10 protein-coding genes are annotated in these 17,271 nt (G+C 36.1%); 4 read left to right on the plus strand and 6 right to left on the minus strand.

What is annotated here, in order from left to right:
- Positions 1-187 precede the first annotated feature (187 nt).
- From B4F31_RS01465 to B4F31_RS01475, 3 genes are all read right to left on the minus strand, one after another.
- Complete coding sequence (locus tag B4F31_RS01465; RefSeq protein WP_286760448.1) at positions 188-2,089, minus strand: putative porin; 1,902 nt, start codon at positions 2,087-2,089, stop codon at positions 188-190.
- Positions 2,090-2,197: 108 nt separating this feature from the next.
- Positions 2,198-3,697, minus strand: coding sequence for a RagB/SusD family nutrient uptake outer membrane protein (locus B4F31_RS01470; RefSeq protein ID WP_232228899.1), 1,500 nt, complete (start codon positions 3,695-3,697; stop codon positions 2,198-2,200).
- Between the two features lie 14 nt (positions 3,698-3,711).
- The gene (locus B4F31_RS01475; protein ID WP_156858133.1) at positions 3,712-6,924 is read right to left on the minus strand and encodes a SusC/RagA family TonB-linked outer membrane protein; all 3,213 of its coding nucleotides are present in this window, start codon (positions 6,922-6,924) and stop codon (positions 3,712-3,714) included.
- 343 nt (positions 6,925-7,267) lie between these two features.
- On the opposite strand from B4F31_RS01475, the gene B4F31_RS01480 reads away from it, so the two are divergent.
- Both B4F31_RS01480 and B4F31_RS01485 read left to right on the plus strand, forming a co-directional pair.
- On the plus strand, positions 7,268-7,864 hold the full coding sequence (locus tag B4F31_RS01480; protein ID WP_075325876.1) for a ribonuclease HII: 597 nt from the start codon (positions 7,268-7,270) through the stop codon (positions 7,862-7,864).
- A gap of 30 nt (positions 7,865-7,894) precedes the next feature.
- Positions 7,895-10,348, plus strand: coding sequence for a hypothetical protein (locus B4F31_RS01485; protein ID WP_286760449.1), 2,454 nt, complete (start codon positions 7,895-7,897; stop codon positions 10,346-10,348).
- On the opposite strand, the gene lipB is transcribed toward B4F31_RS01485, so the two are convergent.
- Both lipB and B4F31_RS01495 read right to left on the minus strand, forming a co-directional pair.
- A complete protein-coding gene (gene lipB, locus B4F31_RS01490; protein ID WP_075325874.1) occupies positions 10,345-11,043 on the minus strand; it encodes a lipoyl(octanoyl) transferase LipB in 699 nt (232 codons plus the stop codon). The two genes, B4F31_RS01485 and lipB, sit on opposite strands and share 4 nt — an antisense overlap.
- Complete coding sequence (locus tag B4F31_RS01495; RefSeq protein ID WP_075327910.1) at positions 11,040-11,204, minus strand: YqaE/Pmp3 family membrane protein; 165 nt, start codon at positions 11,202-11,204, stop codon at positions 11,040-11,042. The genes lipB and B4F31_RS01495 overlap by 4 nt, the downstream gene beginning before the upstream one ends.
- 192 nt (positions 11,205-11,396) lie before the next feature.
- Here B4F31_RS01495 and lysS point away from each other — a divergent pair, with 192 nt between their 5' ends.
- On the plus strand, positions 11,397-13,088 hold the full coding sequence (gene lysS, locus B4F31_RS01500) for a lysine--tRNA ligase (RefSeq protein WP_075325873.1): 1,692 nt from the start codon (positions 11,397-11,399) through the stop codon (positions 13,086-13,088).
- 186 nt (positions 13,089-13,274) lie between these two features.
- Positions 13,275-15,764: a zinc-dependent metalloprotease gene (locus B4F31_RS01505; RefSeq protein WP_286760450.1), complete on the plus strand. Its 2,490-nt coding sequence runs from the start codon at positions 13,275-13,277 to the stop codon at positions 15,762-15,764.
- Between the two features lie 284 nt (positions 15,765-16,048).
- On the opposite strand, the gene B4F31_RS01510 is transcribed toward B4F31_RS01505, so the two are convergent.
- Entirely contained in the window at positions 16,049-17,269 is a 1,221-nt protein-coding gene (locus tag B4F31_RS01510; RefSeq protein ID WP_286760451.1) for a permease, read from the minus strand.
- Positions 17,270-17,271: the final 2 nt, after the last annotated feature.

The following is a 17,271-nucleotide window of genomic DNA, read 5'->3' on the forward strand; positions in this document are numbered from 1 at the left end:
CGGGTGCAAATATACTGCTGTTTTTTAAATGCACAAGACTTTATTCAGTTTTAGATATTTTTAAGGAAATTTCAGTTGAAGTTAGTTTATTCTCATAAATGTCATGCTTCACACGCACCATCCCTTCTAATTAAGCAAACAATTGGTTAAAAAACATTCAAATGAGAATTGCCTCCGAAGAAAAAAATTAAAGAAAAAAGTTCCAAACAACACCAAATCGAAGTAAAAAGTCCCTATAGGGATAGCGCGGCGCTACAAAGTTGTTATTGGTATCTAATAAAGAATTAATATTTTCCAGCTTAAAAAATATTCGAGTCTGATCAACTTTTCCATTAAAAAAGAAATCTACCACGGGATAATTTCCAAATTCGGCTGAATTCTGCACATAGAATTCGGCTAGAACAGGATCGTAGGCATTCATATTATAATTAGTAAAGTATTTAAAAATAAATCCTGTTTGGAGATAGAGGGCTTTGTCAAACCATTCATCTTTGTAATAAATAGAATTTCGGGTAACGAATTCAGGAAGATTTAGCACCGACTTGCCATCTAGAACATTTTGATACATTAAAGTATTATCTATGGCAAAAAGGCCAAAATCAAAATCTTTACTTGCTTTTAGCTTTAAATAACGCACCTGGTCTCCTGCCTGGAATGGTTTTACTAAGGAATCTTCTCCTTCAGTAAAATAGGTATAGTTTTGAATTTGCGTTAATCTACCTTCAATATTCAACAACTTTTCAGAACGTAATTTTCCATAAATACTTTGCGTATTTACATTATCAAATTCATTCTGCCAATTGTAATTAATATAATTACTCTGATACAATAGGAAATTATAATTGGGCATATGGCTATTTTGATTAACCCCAAACTCTAACCTATTTTCTTCATCTAAACTATAACCAGCGTGTGCCGACAAATAGCTCCCCGTAAAATCACCGGCAAGGTTAAGCATGGCATCTGCCTTTATATCAAAACCACCTATTTTCTTTCTATATTCTCCCCCTATTGCATAATTTGATCCCGTAAGTTTATTATTAATTGTATCGCTTTCCCTTATATAGAATGTTTTATAACCGTATTCAAAATTCTTAACGGCGGCTTTAGCTTTTACTTCTCCCAAGGTTTTATTGGACCATTGTACATAAGCTTCATTATAAAATTCGGTTAAACGCACCCGGTCCCTTAAATTACTTCGTTGAAAAGAAGGACCAAAAATATCGTTTACTGCATTGGCTTGAAGAAAATCGAATTTCTTATAATCATGATTAAAAATATGACCAACCTTTAATGCATTAGACGAAAGTGTATCTGGCCTGGTAAGGTGATAAAAATGATCCAGGTAAAAACGTTTTCCGTATAAAGTACTTTCAGCATTTTCGAAATTCATTGCCAGTAAGGAACGATCTTCGAACTCCTCTTCTTTATCAATATATTGCTGAACCGCTAAATCTGAAAGTCCGCCGTTTTCCTGATTCATTAAATCGTGAGAAACAAAGTGCGTTCTTAACTGATATTTCCTATCCAGGGTTTTATAAGTTAAGCCAAACCGAAATATCCCTGTACTTGTAAGTGCATTTTGATACCTACCTAATGCGCGCACACCTTTATAGGCTACAGAAAAATTTAATCTCTCTGAAGTATTAATAGTAAACAAAACGTCTAATTGCTGGCCCTGTTCTGGGACAGTTTTAAAATAGGCCTCTGTTACCGGAGTAGGCACGTGATAGTAATAAACATCTTCTATTTCTAAAAAATTATAATGCCTGGCCTGAGCCCCGAATTCAGGATATAATTTTTTTGCATCAAATTCAGCTCCCAACCGGTTATAAGTTTGACCGGTATTAGAAAAAGGCAACAATTCAAAATTATCTTTTCGACGGTAATTGAATTTATAATCTTTTTCTATAGTAAGTGTAGTATCCACGAAGGTAGTATCGTTAGCTACCGAAATAATTTTATATGCAGAAATTGGGGGTTTAATAGTGTCTTTATCAGTTTCCGAATCGGGAGATCCTCCTAAAGTGGTCTGCGCCAAAATTAAACCCGGATTCATCAGGATTAGAAAAAGAATAATTTTTTTCATTAAAACTGCTTTCCGCAAATTTAGTTTTTTTGATTTAATGAACTTAAGAAAAGGGGTAATAAAAAAAGGCCTCAAACGAGGCCCTTTTTTATAAGAACAAAAGAATTACTATTGTTCATTAATATTTGGGTTATTTTGAATTTCACTTAAAGGAATTTCAAAAGTTAACCTATCATCGTTATAAGGAATTTCTGCACCAGCATCTGTTAGATGGTTAGAAGCTCTGGTTATAGTTGCTTTATTACGTTTCATAGCTAAGTAAGATTTTCCTTCTCCCCAAAGCTCGATACGGGTTTGAAGATAAACTTCATCTTCTAAAGCTTGACCAGAAAGACCATCTAAATAAGAAACATCATCCATTCTTTCAGAAAGCAATGTAGTAAGTGCATCTTTAGCACTTTCTTCATCACCATTCTTTGCAGCCGCTTCAGCGTGAAGTAGGTACATTTCTTCTATTCTCATATAAACATAATCGGTATCAATATAACGTTGACCTCCTAATGTTCTTCCTGTAGCATAGAATTTATTAATTGGCAATGGGTGATTTTCACCAAAACCGTCTACAACCTGAAATTGATTCTTACGAACGTCATTATCAGGGATAGCATTGTAAAGACCCAAATCTATAGATTTAGGATCACCAACATATGCATAGCTATAGGTGAAAATATCAAATTGACCCCACCAGGAAATTAAGTTTAGACCCTGGTCACTTGTAAGGTCTACACCCCACATCCAGCTATTGTTATTTACCGTATTCAAACCACCTCCACCGGTTCCGGTTTCCATATCATAAACAACTTCTTCAGCAGAAAGTATAGAATGACCACTGGTGTTAATTACATCTTCAGTAATAGTTTGAACTTCTTCATACTCACCCATAGCTCCATATACATAGGCTAATAATCCCTGAGCAACTGCTTTATCAACTTCCTGTAGTGCTGCAACAGAAGATCCATCAAGCAATTCAATAGCCTGATTTAAATCTGAAATCATTAAATCAAAAACTTCTGAAGTTGTACTTAAACCTTTAGCTTCTGTTACAGGCTCGGTATAAATTGGCAAAATAGGTTGAGCCGGATCATATTCTTCCGCAAAGAATTGAGACAAATAGAAATATGCATAAGCTCTCATCGCTTTTGCCTGGCCAAGGTATAATTTACCAGCTTCAGATTCTGGCATAGCATCATTACCACCTAAACCATCAATTACGTTATTTGCGGCAAATACAATTCTATAGTAATATCTCCAAACCTGGTAATTATCCTGGATAGTATAATCCTGAGTTACCTGCATACGCGAAATATCAGAATACCAACCGTAAGTTAAACCGGCTAATACTACATCTGAAGAAAGCATATCTGAATACAAATCGTAACCTTTCTGACCATAATCGTCATGACCGGTTGTTCCACCTGTACCTGTTTCATACATTGTTGCATAGATACCAGAGACGTTCGCAGCCTGAAGGCCGGGATTAGCTTCTGAATATTCAGCAATTTGAGAGCTGGAAACGAACTCTGTTGGTTCGGTATCCAAAAATTCCTCGCTACAACCAACCATTGTTAGTGCGGCCGCTGCAAGTCCTAAATAATATTTAAATTTCATTTTCATAATATTTTTTAAAAGTTAATTCTAACTCCTCCGGTAACGGTAGATAACGGAGAATATCTATACATACTAGAAGATCCAGCAATGTTAGTAGATGGGTTAAATCCATCACGTTCTGACATTAAGAATAAGTTGTCTCCTGATACAAAAATCGATAAAGAGTTAACACCAATACTTTCTGTGAAAGTTTGTGGGATAGAATAACCTACTCTCACGTTATTTAAAGCAAGAAAATCTGCTTTAGTGATAAATCTAGTTGATTGTGCATTCGTATTTGGATCATAATCGTTAGATAAACGAGGAACGTTTGTTACATCTCCTGGTTGTTGCCATCTATTAAGAATGTCTGTATGCCAGTTGTTTCCACCAACTACGTCATTATTCATTAAAGTAGCATAAGCACCATCATAAGCGTGACCTCCAATTTGATACAGGAACTGTGCACTCACAGTAAATCCTTTATATCCAGCCGCGAGGTTAAAAGCACCACGAACATCTGGAATAGCAGATTCACCGGTGAAGTATTGAGTTGCCTGAGAATAGGTTTTAGTAGTACCTTCAGAAAGGTCCGCTCTACTTACTTCAGGATTATCTGCTAAATAGTTAGTAAGGTTAGTTACTTGTTCCCCAGCCTGGAATGCGCCATCTCCGTTATTATCGGTATAAAACACTCTCCATTGAGATTGCCCGTCTTGAGGATCTACCCCTACAAAATCTCTTGTATAAAAGTCATAAATAGACTTTCCTTCAGCTCTACCATAGATACCTGCCTGATCTAATACTTTTGGCTCACCTGTTTCAGGAGCTATAGGCATAGTTAATAATTCGTTGTTCTCAAATGCTCCATTCAGAGTCACATCAAAGAAAGCGTCCTGAGTACTAATTACGTGTGCAGTAATATCAAATTCAAAACCTGAGTTAAGCAATTCTCCATCATTTACATCAATAATAGCAACACCTGTTGATGGTGCAACTCTTCTTTCAAACAATAAGTTTTCAGTATTCTTTCTATAATAATCAAAAGTCGCATCTAACCAGGTTCCTAATCTAAACTCTACCCCGGCCTGGAACATTGTTGAGGATTCCCATGTTAAATTTGGATTACCTAAAGTATTAAAAGAAAAAGAAGGCATACCATTCAAAGAACCAATATCAAAACGGTTAAATCCAGGATAGAAACCTACACCTGCCTGTTCACCTTGAGTACCGTAACTAGCTTTTAATTTAAGGAAGTCAAAAACATTTTGATCTTGTAGAAAGCTCTCATTTGAAAGTACCCAGGCACCACTTACAGAACCAAAAGTATCCCATTTCTCCTGAACAAATCTTGAAGATCCATCTCTACGAACACTTCCGGAAAGGAAATAAGTATCATCGAAGTTATATTGAAGTTGGCCAAAATAACTCTCTAAGGTATAATCTTCAGTATAAGATCCTGGAGGCGAGCTCACCACAACTGCGTTGTTCCACTCAGTTCCATTAGGATTAATTAACTGGTTCTTATTACCAAATAAAAACTGACGTTCCCACGAATTACTCTCGTGAGCTGCTAGTGCTTCAAAACTATGAGCACCAAAATCTTTCTTAAACCTTAATAACTGTAAGAAGTTATAAGTAAATAATTCGGTTTTAGTTTTATAAATAGAACCACCCTGGCTGGCACTTGGCCCATAGAAAGGGTTTTGTAAGCTATTATAGCTACTATTATAATACTGGGCACCAAAAGTGGTTTCAAAACTTAACCAATCTGTAATATCGGCTGTAAGATTTGCACTTGAGTTAAGCTCATGTCTCATTGTATTACTTCCACTATATCTAGCATCTGCAATAGAGTTGGTTAACCCACCAAAGCCACGTCCTTCTCCGTAATCATATTGATTACCACCATAAATAGGTTCTGGAATACGATTGCCATCAGCATCTCTTGTAAATAAAGGATAAATTGGAGGAATATTATCTACAAACCAAAAGATACTCCCTGAATCTTCAGATTGACCATTATTGTTGGTTTCTGAAAGCGTGTAACCCATATTCATAGATCCTGACAACCAATCTTTCACCTGGTGCGTTACATTTAAACGTCCGGTATATCTTTCAAAATCTGAATCAATGATATAACCTATATCATTCAAATACCCGAAAGATGTAGAGTAGGCTGTAGTTTCATCTCCACCACTTATTCTAAGGTTTGCTTCAGTTCTTTGTGAAGACTGAAAACCATAATCTTCCCAATCCTCAGGATTATATCTTCTGGTAACACCGTCACGAACCATGCGCGTGTCTGGGTTGATCAATTCTCCACCATCGGCTACATTCCACATATTATAACGAGGATCTAAACCACTATCTCCAAAAAGATTTTGGTTTGCATAAGCAATAGGATCTTCAGCACCACTTGCAACTCCTTCGTTATAAATACCTTCCCAACCTAAAGCGATATACTGCTCTGGAGAGTTAAGAGTGTTGTATCTAGGTAACAAAGCAAAATTCACACCAGTTTTAGTAGAAACTTCAATCCTAGATTGTCCTGCTCTACCTGTTTTAGTATTAATAAGGATAACCCCGTTGGCCCCACGAGATCCATAAATTGCAGTGGCAGCCGCATCTTTAAGAATAGTAGTAGAGGCAATATCCTCTGGGTTAATAGCATTCACATTTCCTGTAAATGGAACTCCATCCAGTACGTATAAAGGAGCTGTATTACCATTAACAGAACCAATACCTCTAATACGCACCTGAGCTTCAGCACCTGGCTGCCCAGAAGTATTAATTACTCGAACCCCGGCAGATTCTCCGGCTAAAGCCTGAGAAACGTTAGAAACGTTTTTTCTGTTTAATAAATCTCCATCAACAACTTTAGCAGTTCCTGTAAAAGATTCTCTTGTAGATGTACCGTATCCTACTACCACCACTTCATCAAGGGAGCCTGCATCTACTCTTAAAACAACATCTATTACTTCTGCGGTTTCTACGAGCAATTCTTCGGTTCCAAAACCAACATAACTAAATACTAAAGTTTCACCTCTTGAGGTAGAAACTGAGTATTGACCGTCAAAATCGGTTTGGTCTCCTGTATTGGTCCCTTTAACAATTACGTTCACCCCGGGGAGAGGCAAACCATCTTCATCGACAACCGTCCCGGTCACCGTCATTTCCTGTGCAAATGTTAATTGCACTACGAACGCTAACAATAGCGTAAGAATTCCATGTAATTTGTTTTTCATTATTATTTAAATTTGAATTAGCCTACGCCAAAAATCATAATAAATTCTTAATAAACCAAATGATTTTTTAATTGAATTATCATTCCGATTATCAGAACATCCTTAAAAGATATAAAATATAGCCGGTTTTGAAGGTTATTTTTTTACGAATACTGCAAAATCTCATTAATATAGTGGTTTTTAACAAAGTGAAACTTTATGAGGATTTTAATACAAAAAAGACAATAACATAGTTTTTTATACGTTTGCGCGACCTATTTTATTCTCTACCCTATATTATATACGAACAAAAAGAAGTAATAGTTTTGTTTATACCCGAAAATCTTACAATTTTTGCACTACCATGTTAAAGATGTTCAATCTCCCCTGTCAAATAGCCGGCACCGATGAAGCCGGGCGCGGTTGCCTTGCGGGGCCGGTAACTGCTGCAGCTGTTATTTTACCCAAAAAATTTAAAAATAAGTTACTAAACGACTCTAAACAAACTAAGTTAGACGATCGTAATAAACTAAAAGAAATTATTATGAGTGAGGCTATTACTTATGGGGTAGCCCACGTATATATGGAAGAAATTGATGAAATCAATATTTTAAATGCTTCCATTCTGGCTATGCATAGAGCCATAGATCAACTAAGCTGCGAACCTGAGCATATTATAGTAGACGGGAATAAGTTTAAACCTTATCGCAATATTGCCTATGATTGTATTATAAAGGGAGATGGGAAATTCCTGAGTATTGCTGCGGCATCTATTTTGGCCAAAACTGCAAGAGACGAATTTATGCAAAAGGTGCATCATGAATTCCCAATGTATAACTGGCAACAAAATAAAGGTTACCCTACAAAAGAACATCGCCAGGCAATAAGGAAGTTTGGCAGTACGCCATATCACAGGAAAAGCTTCAAACTTTTACCCGAACAATTAAAACTTACCCTATAACTTCTATATTTGTTGAAATTCTTAGTTTTTATGAAGAAAATTCTCTTCAAATTTTTATTGGTTTTCTTTCTTATTTCCTGTCAAAACCAGGAAAAAAATATTGCTGTTTATAAGTTTATTCCAAAGGATGCTGCTGTAATTATCCAAACTCCTAACCTTAAAAATCTTCAGCAGGATTTAGAAAATTTTAGCTTTTTTAATGGAAATAAATTGACTGCTAAGAATTATCTGAAAAAGGAATTAGGATATTTGAAACACGCCGATACGCTTACCTCGGCCATAATCGCGTTTTCAATCTCTGAAAACGAGAAATTGACCTATTCTTTAATATTTAAAGACAAACCAAAATTTCAATTAGATTCTATCAAAAATAAATCGTTAGAAAGTATTAAAACAGAAGGCATTGACTATCAAAAAATGGTTTTGGAAGATAATACCTTTTTTATTTCAACAGGTAATGCTCCTTTTATAGCTTCAAATTCTGAAGAAAATCTGATACAAATTCTAGGTAAAGATAAATTACTAAAAACCGAAGAATTTCAAAGAGTATATTCGGCTATAGATCTTAAGAAGACTTCTATAATCTTTAATCATCAAAATTTTAAAGTTTTTCAGCAAAATTTATTTCCAAATTTAGCGCTGCAAAATGTAGAAAATTATGCGCCGTGGAGTGCAATAGATCTTGATATAGAAAATAAAGGCATTTCTTTTAACGGACTTAGCATTGCGGCAAAATCTTCTAATCTGCATAAGATTTTTCAAAATTCAGGAACAGTTTCTCAAGAATTTGCTTCCATAATTCCTGAAAATGCGCTTGGTTTTACTGCCCTGGCTTATAAAAATCCTAAAATATTTCTTCAGAATTTAAAAACCTTTAGAGGCGATTCCACTTCCAATCCTATTGATGAAATTATTTTAAAAAGCCAGGAAGCAGGAATTATTTATACTGAAGAAAACACCCTTTTTGGAATAAAAACCCTGGTAGATATTGAAGCAACCGACTTAATATCAGGTTATGCCGAGTTGGAAGAAAATTATCGTGATTTTCCCATATATAAAGTTTCCCAGCCAGAAATTTTTGAGACAATTTTTAGCCCGATATTTATTTCTAAAAAGAACAATTTTGCCCTTGCAATTGATGAATATCTAATCTTCGCAAATTCAATACCTCAACTGCGTGAATTAATTGCCAATTATGTAAACGAGAATACACTGGCGCATCAATCTTATTATAAAAACAGTCAACAAAAACTTGCTATGGAATCTTCTATTCTCATAGTTGGAAAAACCGAGAAATTAAAAACCAAACTGGCCGAGGTGGTAGTCAACGAATTAAGCGAAGAAATGAGCAATTTGGATTTCGGCGATTATAAACTGGCGATTTTACAATTGGTAGAGGAAGGCGATTTTGCCCATATTCACGGTACTTTCGAGACGCAAAACAACGAAAGTAATTCAAACACCAAAACAGAAGAAATCCTTTCGGTAAGCCTGGATGCTGAATTACTAAACCAACCGGTTTTGGTAAAAAATCATTTGAATAATCAAATGGATATCGCGGTTCAGGATATTAATAATACGCTCTATCTAATTTCTAATAAAGGCACGATTTTCTGGAAGAAAAAATTAAGCGGGCCTATCCTAGGTGAAATTAAACAGGTAGATCTTTTTAAAAATGGAAGATTTCAGCTCGCTTTTGCAACTCCCTATTCTATTGAAGTTTTAGACCGAAACGGAAATACCGTAAAACCTTTTCCATTAGAATTTAAAGATGAAATTACACAACCTTTGTCTCTATTTGATTATGATAATAACCGAAAATATCGCTTTTTGATTACTCAAAATGATGAAGTGTTTATGTATGATAAAAACGGAAAAAGTGTAAAAGGATTTGATTTTAGAAGAACCAATTCTGAAATTTTAAAAGCACCAAAACATTTGAGAATTCAGAATAAAGATTATATCGTTTTTCCTGAAAAATCTGGCAAACTAAATATTTTGAGTCGGCAGGGAGAACATCGGGTAAACGTAAAAGAAAGTATAGATTTTTCAGATAACCACTGGTACGAATTTGAAAACGATTTTGTTTCAACTAATGCTGAAGGAAATTTGGTAAAAGTTACGCAAACAGGGCAGGTTACTACTTTAAACACCAATTTCAGCGAAAACCATAAGATTTCAGCAAGACCAAATTTATTGGTTAGCCTTTCAGAAAATATTTTGAAAATCAGGGAGAAAGAATTAAACCTTGATTACGGACTTTACACTGAACCGGAAATCCATTACGTAAACGACAAGTATTACATCAGCTTAACCGATTTACAAACCCAAAAAGTTTACATCTTTGATAGCAACGCAGAATTGCTTGCAGGCCTTCCGGTTTATGGAACTTCAAAAATCAACTTAAACAATGCCGATATCGATAACCGCCCGGAATTTGTAGTAAATGGTGGTGAAAAAGAAGTTTTATTGTATAAATTCTAACTCAATTCTGCCTCAAACAATTCTTCAAAATGCTTCAAAACCTTTTCCTGAACTTCAGCAAGAGAAACTTCCCTCTTCCCGATTTCCACATTTAAAGAAGTGACTGCTTTCCCTTCAATTCCGCAAGGAATAATATGGTCGAAATATCCTAAATCAGCATTTACATTTAACGCAAATCCGTGCATAGTGACCCAGCGACTGGCACGAACGCCCATTGCGCAAATCTTCCTGGCAAATGGTGTTCCCACATCCAGCCAAACCCCGGTTTCACCCGGACTCCGTTCGGCCTTTAAGCCATAATCTTTTAAAGTGAGAATAATACATTCTTCCAGGAAACGCAGGTATTTATGTATATCGGTAAAGAAATTATCAAGGTCTAGAATGGGATAACCAACCAATTGCCCCGGCCCGTGGTAAGTGATATCACCACCACGGTTAATTTTATAATATTTAGCTTGCCTTTTTTCAAGTTCGGTTTCAGAAATAAGCAGATTTTTAATATCACCACTTTTACCCAAAGTATAAACGTGCGGATGCTCTACCATTAAAAGGTAATTAGGCGTAATTTCGTTTAAATTTTGTCTTCGGTTTTTAATTTTAAGATCAAGAATTTCCTTAAAAAGACTTTCCTGGTAATCCCAGGTTTCTTTATAATCCTTATATCCTAATTTCTGTAAATTTATCTGCTTGTTCATACGCCTTTTCTCGGATTATTCAGAATAATAAGTGCCGCGATCACTCCCGGAATCCAACCTAAAATAGTAAGGATTAGTACAATTAAAATAGATCCACAACCCCTATCGTAAACCGCAAGGGGTGGGAATAGAACCGAAAGAATTACCCGCCAAACACTCATATTATCTAAAACTTTTATCAAGTATGTTGCAAAGATAAGATTATAAATACAGAAACTTATTTGATAAAGAACTGCATTTTTATCTTCCAAATATTATCAAAAATTCAGGATTATATCGCATTGGTTGGTAGCCACATAGTCACTATATTTGCACTCGTTTTGCCAAAGCAAGCAATTAATTTAAATACGAGTATGCAATTATCTGAACAGGAAATAGTAAGAAGAGAAAAGCTTTCTGCACTGAGAAAAGCTGGTATTAACCCCTATCCGGCAGATTTATTCCCGGTAAAGGACACCAGCAAGGGAATAAAGGAGAATTTTGAAGATGGAAAAAAAGTGGTTTTGGCCGGCAGGTTAATGTCCCGCCGTATCCAGGGAAAAGCTTCTTTTGCCGAAATACAGGATTCTAAAGGTAAAATCCAGGTTTATTTTAACCGCGACGAGATTTGTCTCGGGGAAGATAAAAGCAAGTATAACGATGTATATAAAAAATTGCTGGATATAGGCGATTTTATAGGAATTGAAGGCGAACTTTTTAAAACCCAGGTTGGGGAAATGACTGTGATGGTTAAAGATTTCATTTTGCTAAGCAAATCTATTCGCCCCTTACCACTTCCAAAAACAGATAAAGACGGAAACACTTACGACGGATTTACCGATCCCGAGCACCGTTACCGCCAGCGTTATGCCGATTTGGCCGTGAATCCAAAGGTTAAGGAAATCTTTGTAAAGCGTACCAAGTTGTTCAACGCTATGCGAAATTTCTTTAATGAAAGAGAATATTTTGAGGTAGAAACGCCAATTTTACAATCTATTCCCGGTGGTGCTGCTGCACGACCATTTGTTACCCATCACAATGCGTTAGATATTCCGCTTTATTTAAGAATTGCCAATGAATTATATCTTAAAAGGTTAATTGTAGGTGGATTTGATGGCGTTTACGAATTCTCAAAAAACTTCAGAAATGAAGGAATGGATAGAACGCATAATCCAGAATTTACGGCGATGGAAATCTATGTAGCCTACAAAGACTACAACTGGATGATGGAATTTACAGAAACTTTGCTGGAGCATTGTGCAATTGCAGTAAATAATACTACGGAAGCAGTTTTTGGCCAGCATAAAATAGATTTTAAAGCGCCTTACAAACGTGTTACCATGACCGATTCCATTAAAGAATTCACCGGATTCGATATTACCGGAAAATCTGAAGCTGAAATTAGAAAAGCAGCTGAAGATATGGGAATTGAAGTTGATGAGACGATGGGGAAAGGAAAACTCATAGACGAGATTTTCGGTGAAAAATGTGAAGGAAATTATATTCAACCAACCTTTATTACCGATTATCCGAAGGAAATGAGTCCGCTTTGTAAAGAGCACCGCGAAAACCCTGAATTAACTGAACGTTTTGAACTAATGGTTTGTGGAAAAGAAATCGCAAATGCATATTCTGAATTAAATGATCCTATAGACCAACGTGAGCGTTTTGAAGAGCAGCTAAAACTGGCCAAAAAAGGAGACGATGAGGCTACAGAATTTATAGACCAGGATTTCTTAAGAGCTTTAGAATACGGAATGCCTCCAACATCGGGATTAGGAATTGGGATGGATCGTTTAATTATGTTCTTAACCAATAATCAATCAATCCAGGAAGTATTATTCTTCCCACAAATGAAACCTGAACGAAAAGCTGTTGAACTTAGCGAAGACGAAAAAGCGGTATTTCAGCTATTAAAAAGTGATGAAATTCAGGAGTTGGAAACTATAAAAACAAAATCTGGTTTAAGTAATAAAAAATGGGACAAAACCCTTAAATCACTTAGAAAACATAAGATGATAGATGTTTTTAAAGATGATGAAATCATGAAGATAAAAGCAGTTTAAAATTCAGAAACCTTTTCCAGTTTAGATAAACAACAGTTAAAATAAGACTTTTTAACTTCACTTTTTAAACCTTTTTAAGATAAATTAGTCAAAAGATCACCAAATGGTGGTCTTTTTTCGTTTTTTAGCCTTCGCTAAAGAAAATTTATCACTTCCATTTAATCACACAAACCAAAATTAAACTTTATGACCAAACGATTTACGCATAAGCTCTTTTTAGTAGCCTTATCGGTATCGGTTTCCAGTTGCGCGGTATTTCAGCCCAATAAATCTTCGGCTGATGCCTCCAAAGAAGAAGCCTCAAAAAAGAAGGGAGACTTAGAACCTTACACCAAGGTAATTACTAAAGACGCTAAAAGCGACGAAGGCTTATTTACTGTACACCGGGTAGACGATAAATATTTCTACGAAATTCCAGATAGTCTTTTTAACCGGGAAATGCTTACGGTAACAAGAATTGCAAAGACAGCTACCGGAATTGGTTTTGGGGGCGGAAAGCAAAATACCCAGGTTCACCGCTGGCAGAAAAAAGACGGCCACGTTCTTTTAAGAGTTGTTTCTCACGAAATCTACGCAGCAGATTCACTTCCGGTTCATGAGGCGGTGGTAAACTCTAATTTTGAGCCTGTTTTACAACGTTTTCCTATAAAAACTGTAGGGAAAGATTCCGTAAATAAAACAACCGTAATTGAAGTAACCGATCTTTATACCAAAGATGTTCAGGCGCTGGGTTTAAGAGACGGCACAAGAAAACAATATAAAGTTTCGCGATTAGATGATAGCCGTTCTTATATAGATACTATTCGTAGCTATCCTGAAAATATTGAGGTTAGACACGTAAAAACCTATAATGCAGGCGAACCGCCTTCAAATGCAAGTACTGGTTCTATCTCTTTAGAGTTTAGTAATTCTATGATTTTGCTTCCAAAAGAACCAATGAAACGTCGTTATTTCGATCAGCGTGTTGGTTGGTTTGCCCGCGGACAAACAGATTATGGGCTTGATGCTCAAAAAAGTAAAGAAGTAAAATATCTTGACCGCTGGAGACTTGAAGTTAAAGAAGAAGACAAAGAAAAGTTTGAAAACGGCGAATTGGTAGAACCAAAAGAGCCAATAGTATATTATGTAGATCGCGCCACTCCAAAGCAGTGGATTCCCTATATAAAGCAAGGTATTGAAGACTGGCAGGTAGCTTTTGAAGCTGCAGGATTTAAAAATGCAATTATTGCTAAAGACCCTCCAACTAAAGAAGAAGACCCGGATTGGAGCCCGGAAGATGTACGCTATTCTGTAGTTCGTTACCTGGCTTCTCCAATTCCAAACGCGAACGGGCCTCACGTTAGTGACCCACGTTCTGGAGAGATCCTGGAATCAGATATCAACTGGTATCACAACGTAATGACCCTGCTTAGAAACTGGTTCTTTGTACAAACTGCGGCAATTAACGAAGACGCTCGTAGTGTAGAATTTGAAGACGAAGTAATGGGTCGTTTAATTCGGTTTGTTTCTTCTCACGAGGTTGGGCACACTTTAGGTCTTCCGCATAATATGGGAAGTAGTGTTGCTTACGCCGTAGAAGATCTTCGTGATCCAGAATTTACTGCTGAATATGGAACTGCACCTTCCATAATGGATTATGCACGTTTCAATTATATCGCCCAGCCAGAAGATGGAGATGTGGCTTTAATGCCAGATATTGGACCATATGATAAATATGCTATAGAATGGGGATACCGACCAATTTTAGATAAATCTGCAGAAGAAGAAAAGGAAATTCTTGATGAATGGATTCTTGAAAAAGCAGGTGATCCTTTATATCGCTTCGGAAGTCAGCAAAGTGGCGGAGTTATAGACCCGAGTTCTCAAACTGAAGATCTTGGTGACGATGCAGTTTTGGCCAGTGAATACGGAATTAAAAACCTGAAGCGCATAATGCCAAAATTGATCGAGTGGACTGCCGAAGACGGTAAAAACTACGATGATCTTGACGATATGTACGGCCAGATTTTAAGTCAGTTTAACCGTTATATGGGGCACGTTACGGCTAATATTGGTGGAGTTTATGAATATTATAAAACTTACGACCAGGAAGGTGCCGTTTACTCTCATGTAGATGCAGCTCATCAAAAGAAGGCGATGAATTTCTTGCACAAACAACTTTTTGAAACTCCGGAATGGTTAATAGACCAGGAAATTTTTAATAAGATTGAATTTGACGGACAGGTTGAACGCATTAGGAATATGCAGGAACGTAGCCTTAATAATCTACTGGACTTCGGAAGAATGGCGCGTTTAATGGAAAATGAAGAAATAAACGGCAACGAAGCTTACGGTCTTATAGATATGATGACTGATGTTAGAACCGGAATTTGGAGCGAACTTTCTTCGGGACAAAAGATAGACCGGTACCGCAGAAATCTTCAGCGTGCTTATATTGAGCGTATGGAGCATTTAATGACTGAAGAGCAGAGCGAAATTCCTTCAAGATACAGAAGCTGGATTAGCCGAAGCAATATAGATGTTGCTCAAAGCGATATTCGTCCTGTAGTAAGAGGAGAGCTTAAAACGCTTCAAAGTCAAATTAGAAGAGCAACTAACCGTGGAGACCGTTTAACAAGGTACCACCTTCAGGATGCTTTAGAAAGAATAGATTTAATTCTAAACCCAATAAAATAACCTCAACATTTTTTTGGATTAATTAGTTTGGAAGCCACCGTCCCTACACGGTGGTTTTTTTTATAAATAAATTAAACCTTTTTTAAATTCTATAGTCTTACTATTAAAGCCACTTAAATTGCTATGAAAAAGAATTTTTTGATTTAATTATCAAAAAGTGAAAAGTGAGTTTTTAGATTAGTTAGTTTAGTTTGTTTGAATTGAGAGCAGTATCGGGAAAAATCGAAAATCTAAATTTTATGATACCCATGTAAAATTTACCTCCTTTCTGCTCTCTTTTTTATTTAAAGTAAAAACTTAGCAATAAGTCCACCCGCAAGCCATAGGTAGCATACAAAAGCAATATATTTTAAGCTCGTTTCCAATAACTGACTTTTAGGTGCCATTTCCTTCATATGCATCACATCTTTTCGCTTAAAAAATCCTAGATAAATTAGCACCCCAGAAATTGCTAAAAAGAGCATATTCAGCCAAAAAGTATAATCTATTTTAAAATGTTCGGCATCGGTAATTTTTACTGAAGAAGGATCTGGTAATAAATTAAATAGATTAAACCCGTAATGCAATAATAGAGAAGTACCAATTAGTGCGGTAAAAAGAAGGAAAAGTATAAAGAAAGACATTTTCCAGCCATAATATTTGGCATTAATTCTCAAGACCGGGAAGACTACCAAATCGCTAAAAATAAAAGCCATTACCCCGGCAAAACTTACTCCTTTTCCAAAGAGCAAAGCTGCCAAAGGAATATTCCCCATAGAACCTATAAAGGTTAAAAATGCGGCAATTGGGCCAACAATTATATGCTCAAGAATAGTGAAAAAGCCGAAATCTGTGTTTCCATTTCCGGTATTTATAAATAAAGTTTGAAAAAAGGAATCGGGAACAAAAGCTGCGACAACCCCGGCAATAGTAAAACCTAAAGTCACATCTTTCCAAACCATTTTCCACTCCATAGCATACTGTCTGGACACTTTAGCCCAACTGGTTTCTGACTTTATCTTTTTCTTCCAGGATTTTTCGGAATCTTCATCATCTTCATCTTTTTCATCCAGGCGTTCGCGTGCCTTTTGTATTAATTTCTTCGGATTAATTAGCCTAATGAGTATCCAGCTGATAAGGATTAGCAATATTCCACCAACATATTCACCTACCACAAATTGCCAACCCAAAAAGATAGCAATTAAGATTCCTAACTCAATAACAAGGTTAGTAGAAGCCAGTAAGAAAGCAATTGAAGAAGAAAAACTGGCTCCTTTTTTAAACAAGCTTTTAGTTGAAGCTAAAGCAGAAAAACTACACGAACTACTAATAAAACCAAAGAAAGTACCGAGTAACATACTTTTAGATTCGTCTTTACCCATAGTCTTTTCCATACGCTTTTCGGTTACAAAAATTTGGATACAACTACTTATTACATAACCCAAAATAAAGGCCCATAAAGCCATCCAGAAAAAACCGGCGCTGGTATAGGCCGCTTCTCCCCACTTACTCAAAAAATCCTGCATTT

This window comes from Salegentibacter sp. UBA1130 (assembly GCF_002311535.1).
Lineage (GTDB): Bacteria > Bacteroidota > Bacteroidia > Flavobacteriales > Flavobacteriaceae > Salegentibacter > Salegentibacter agarivorans.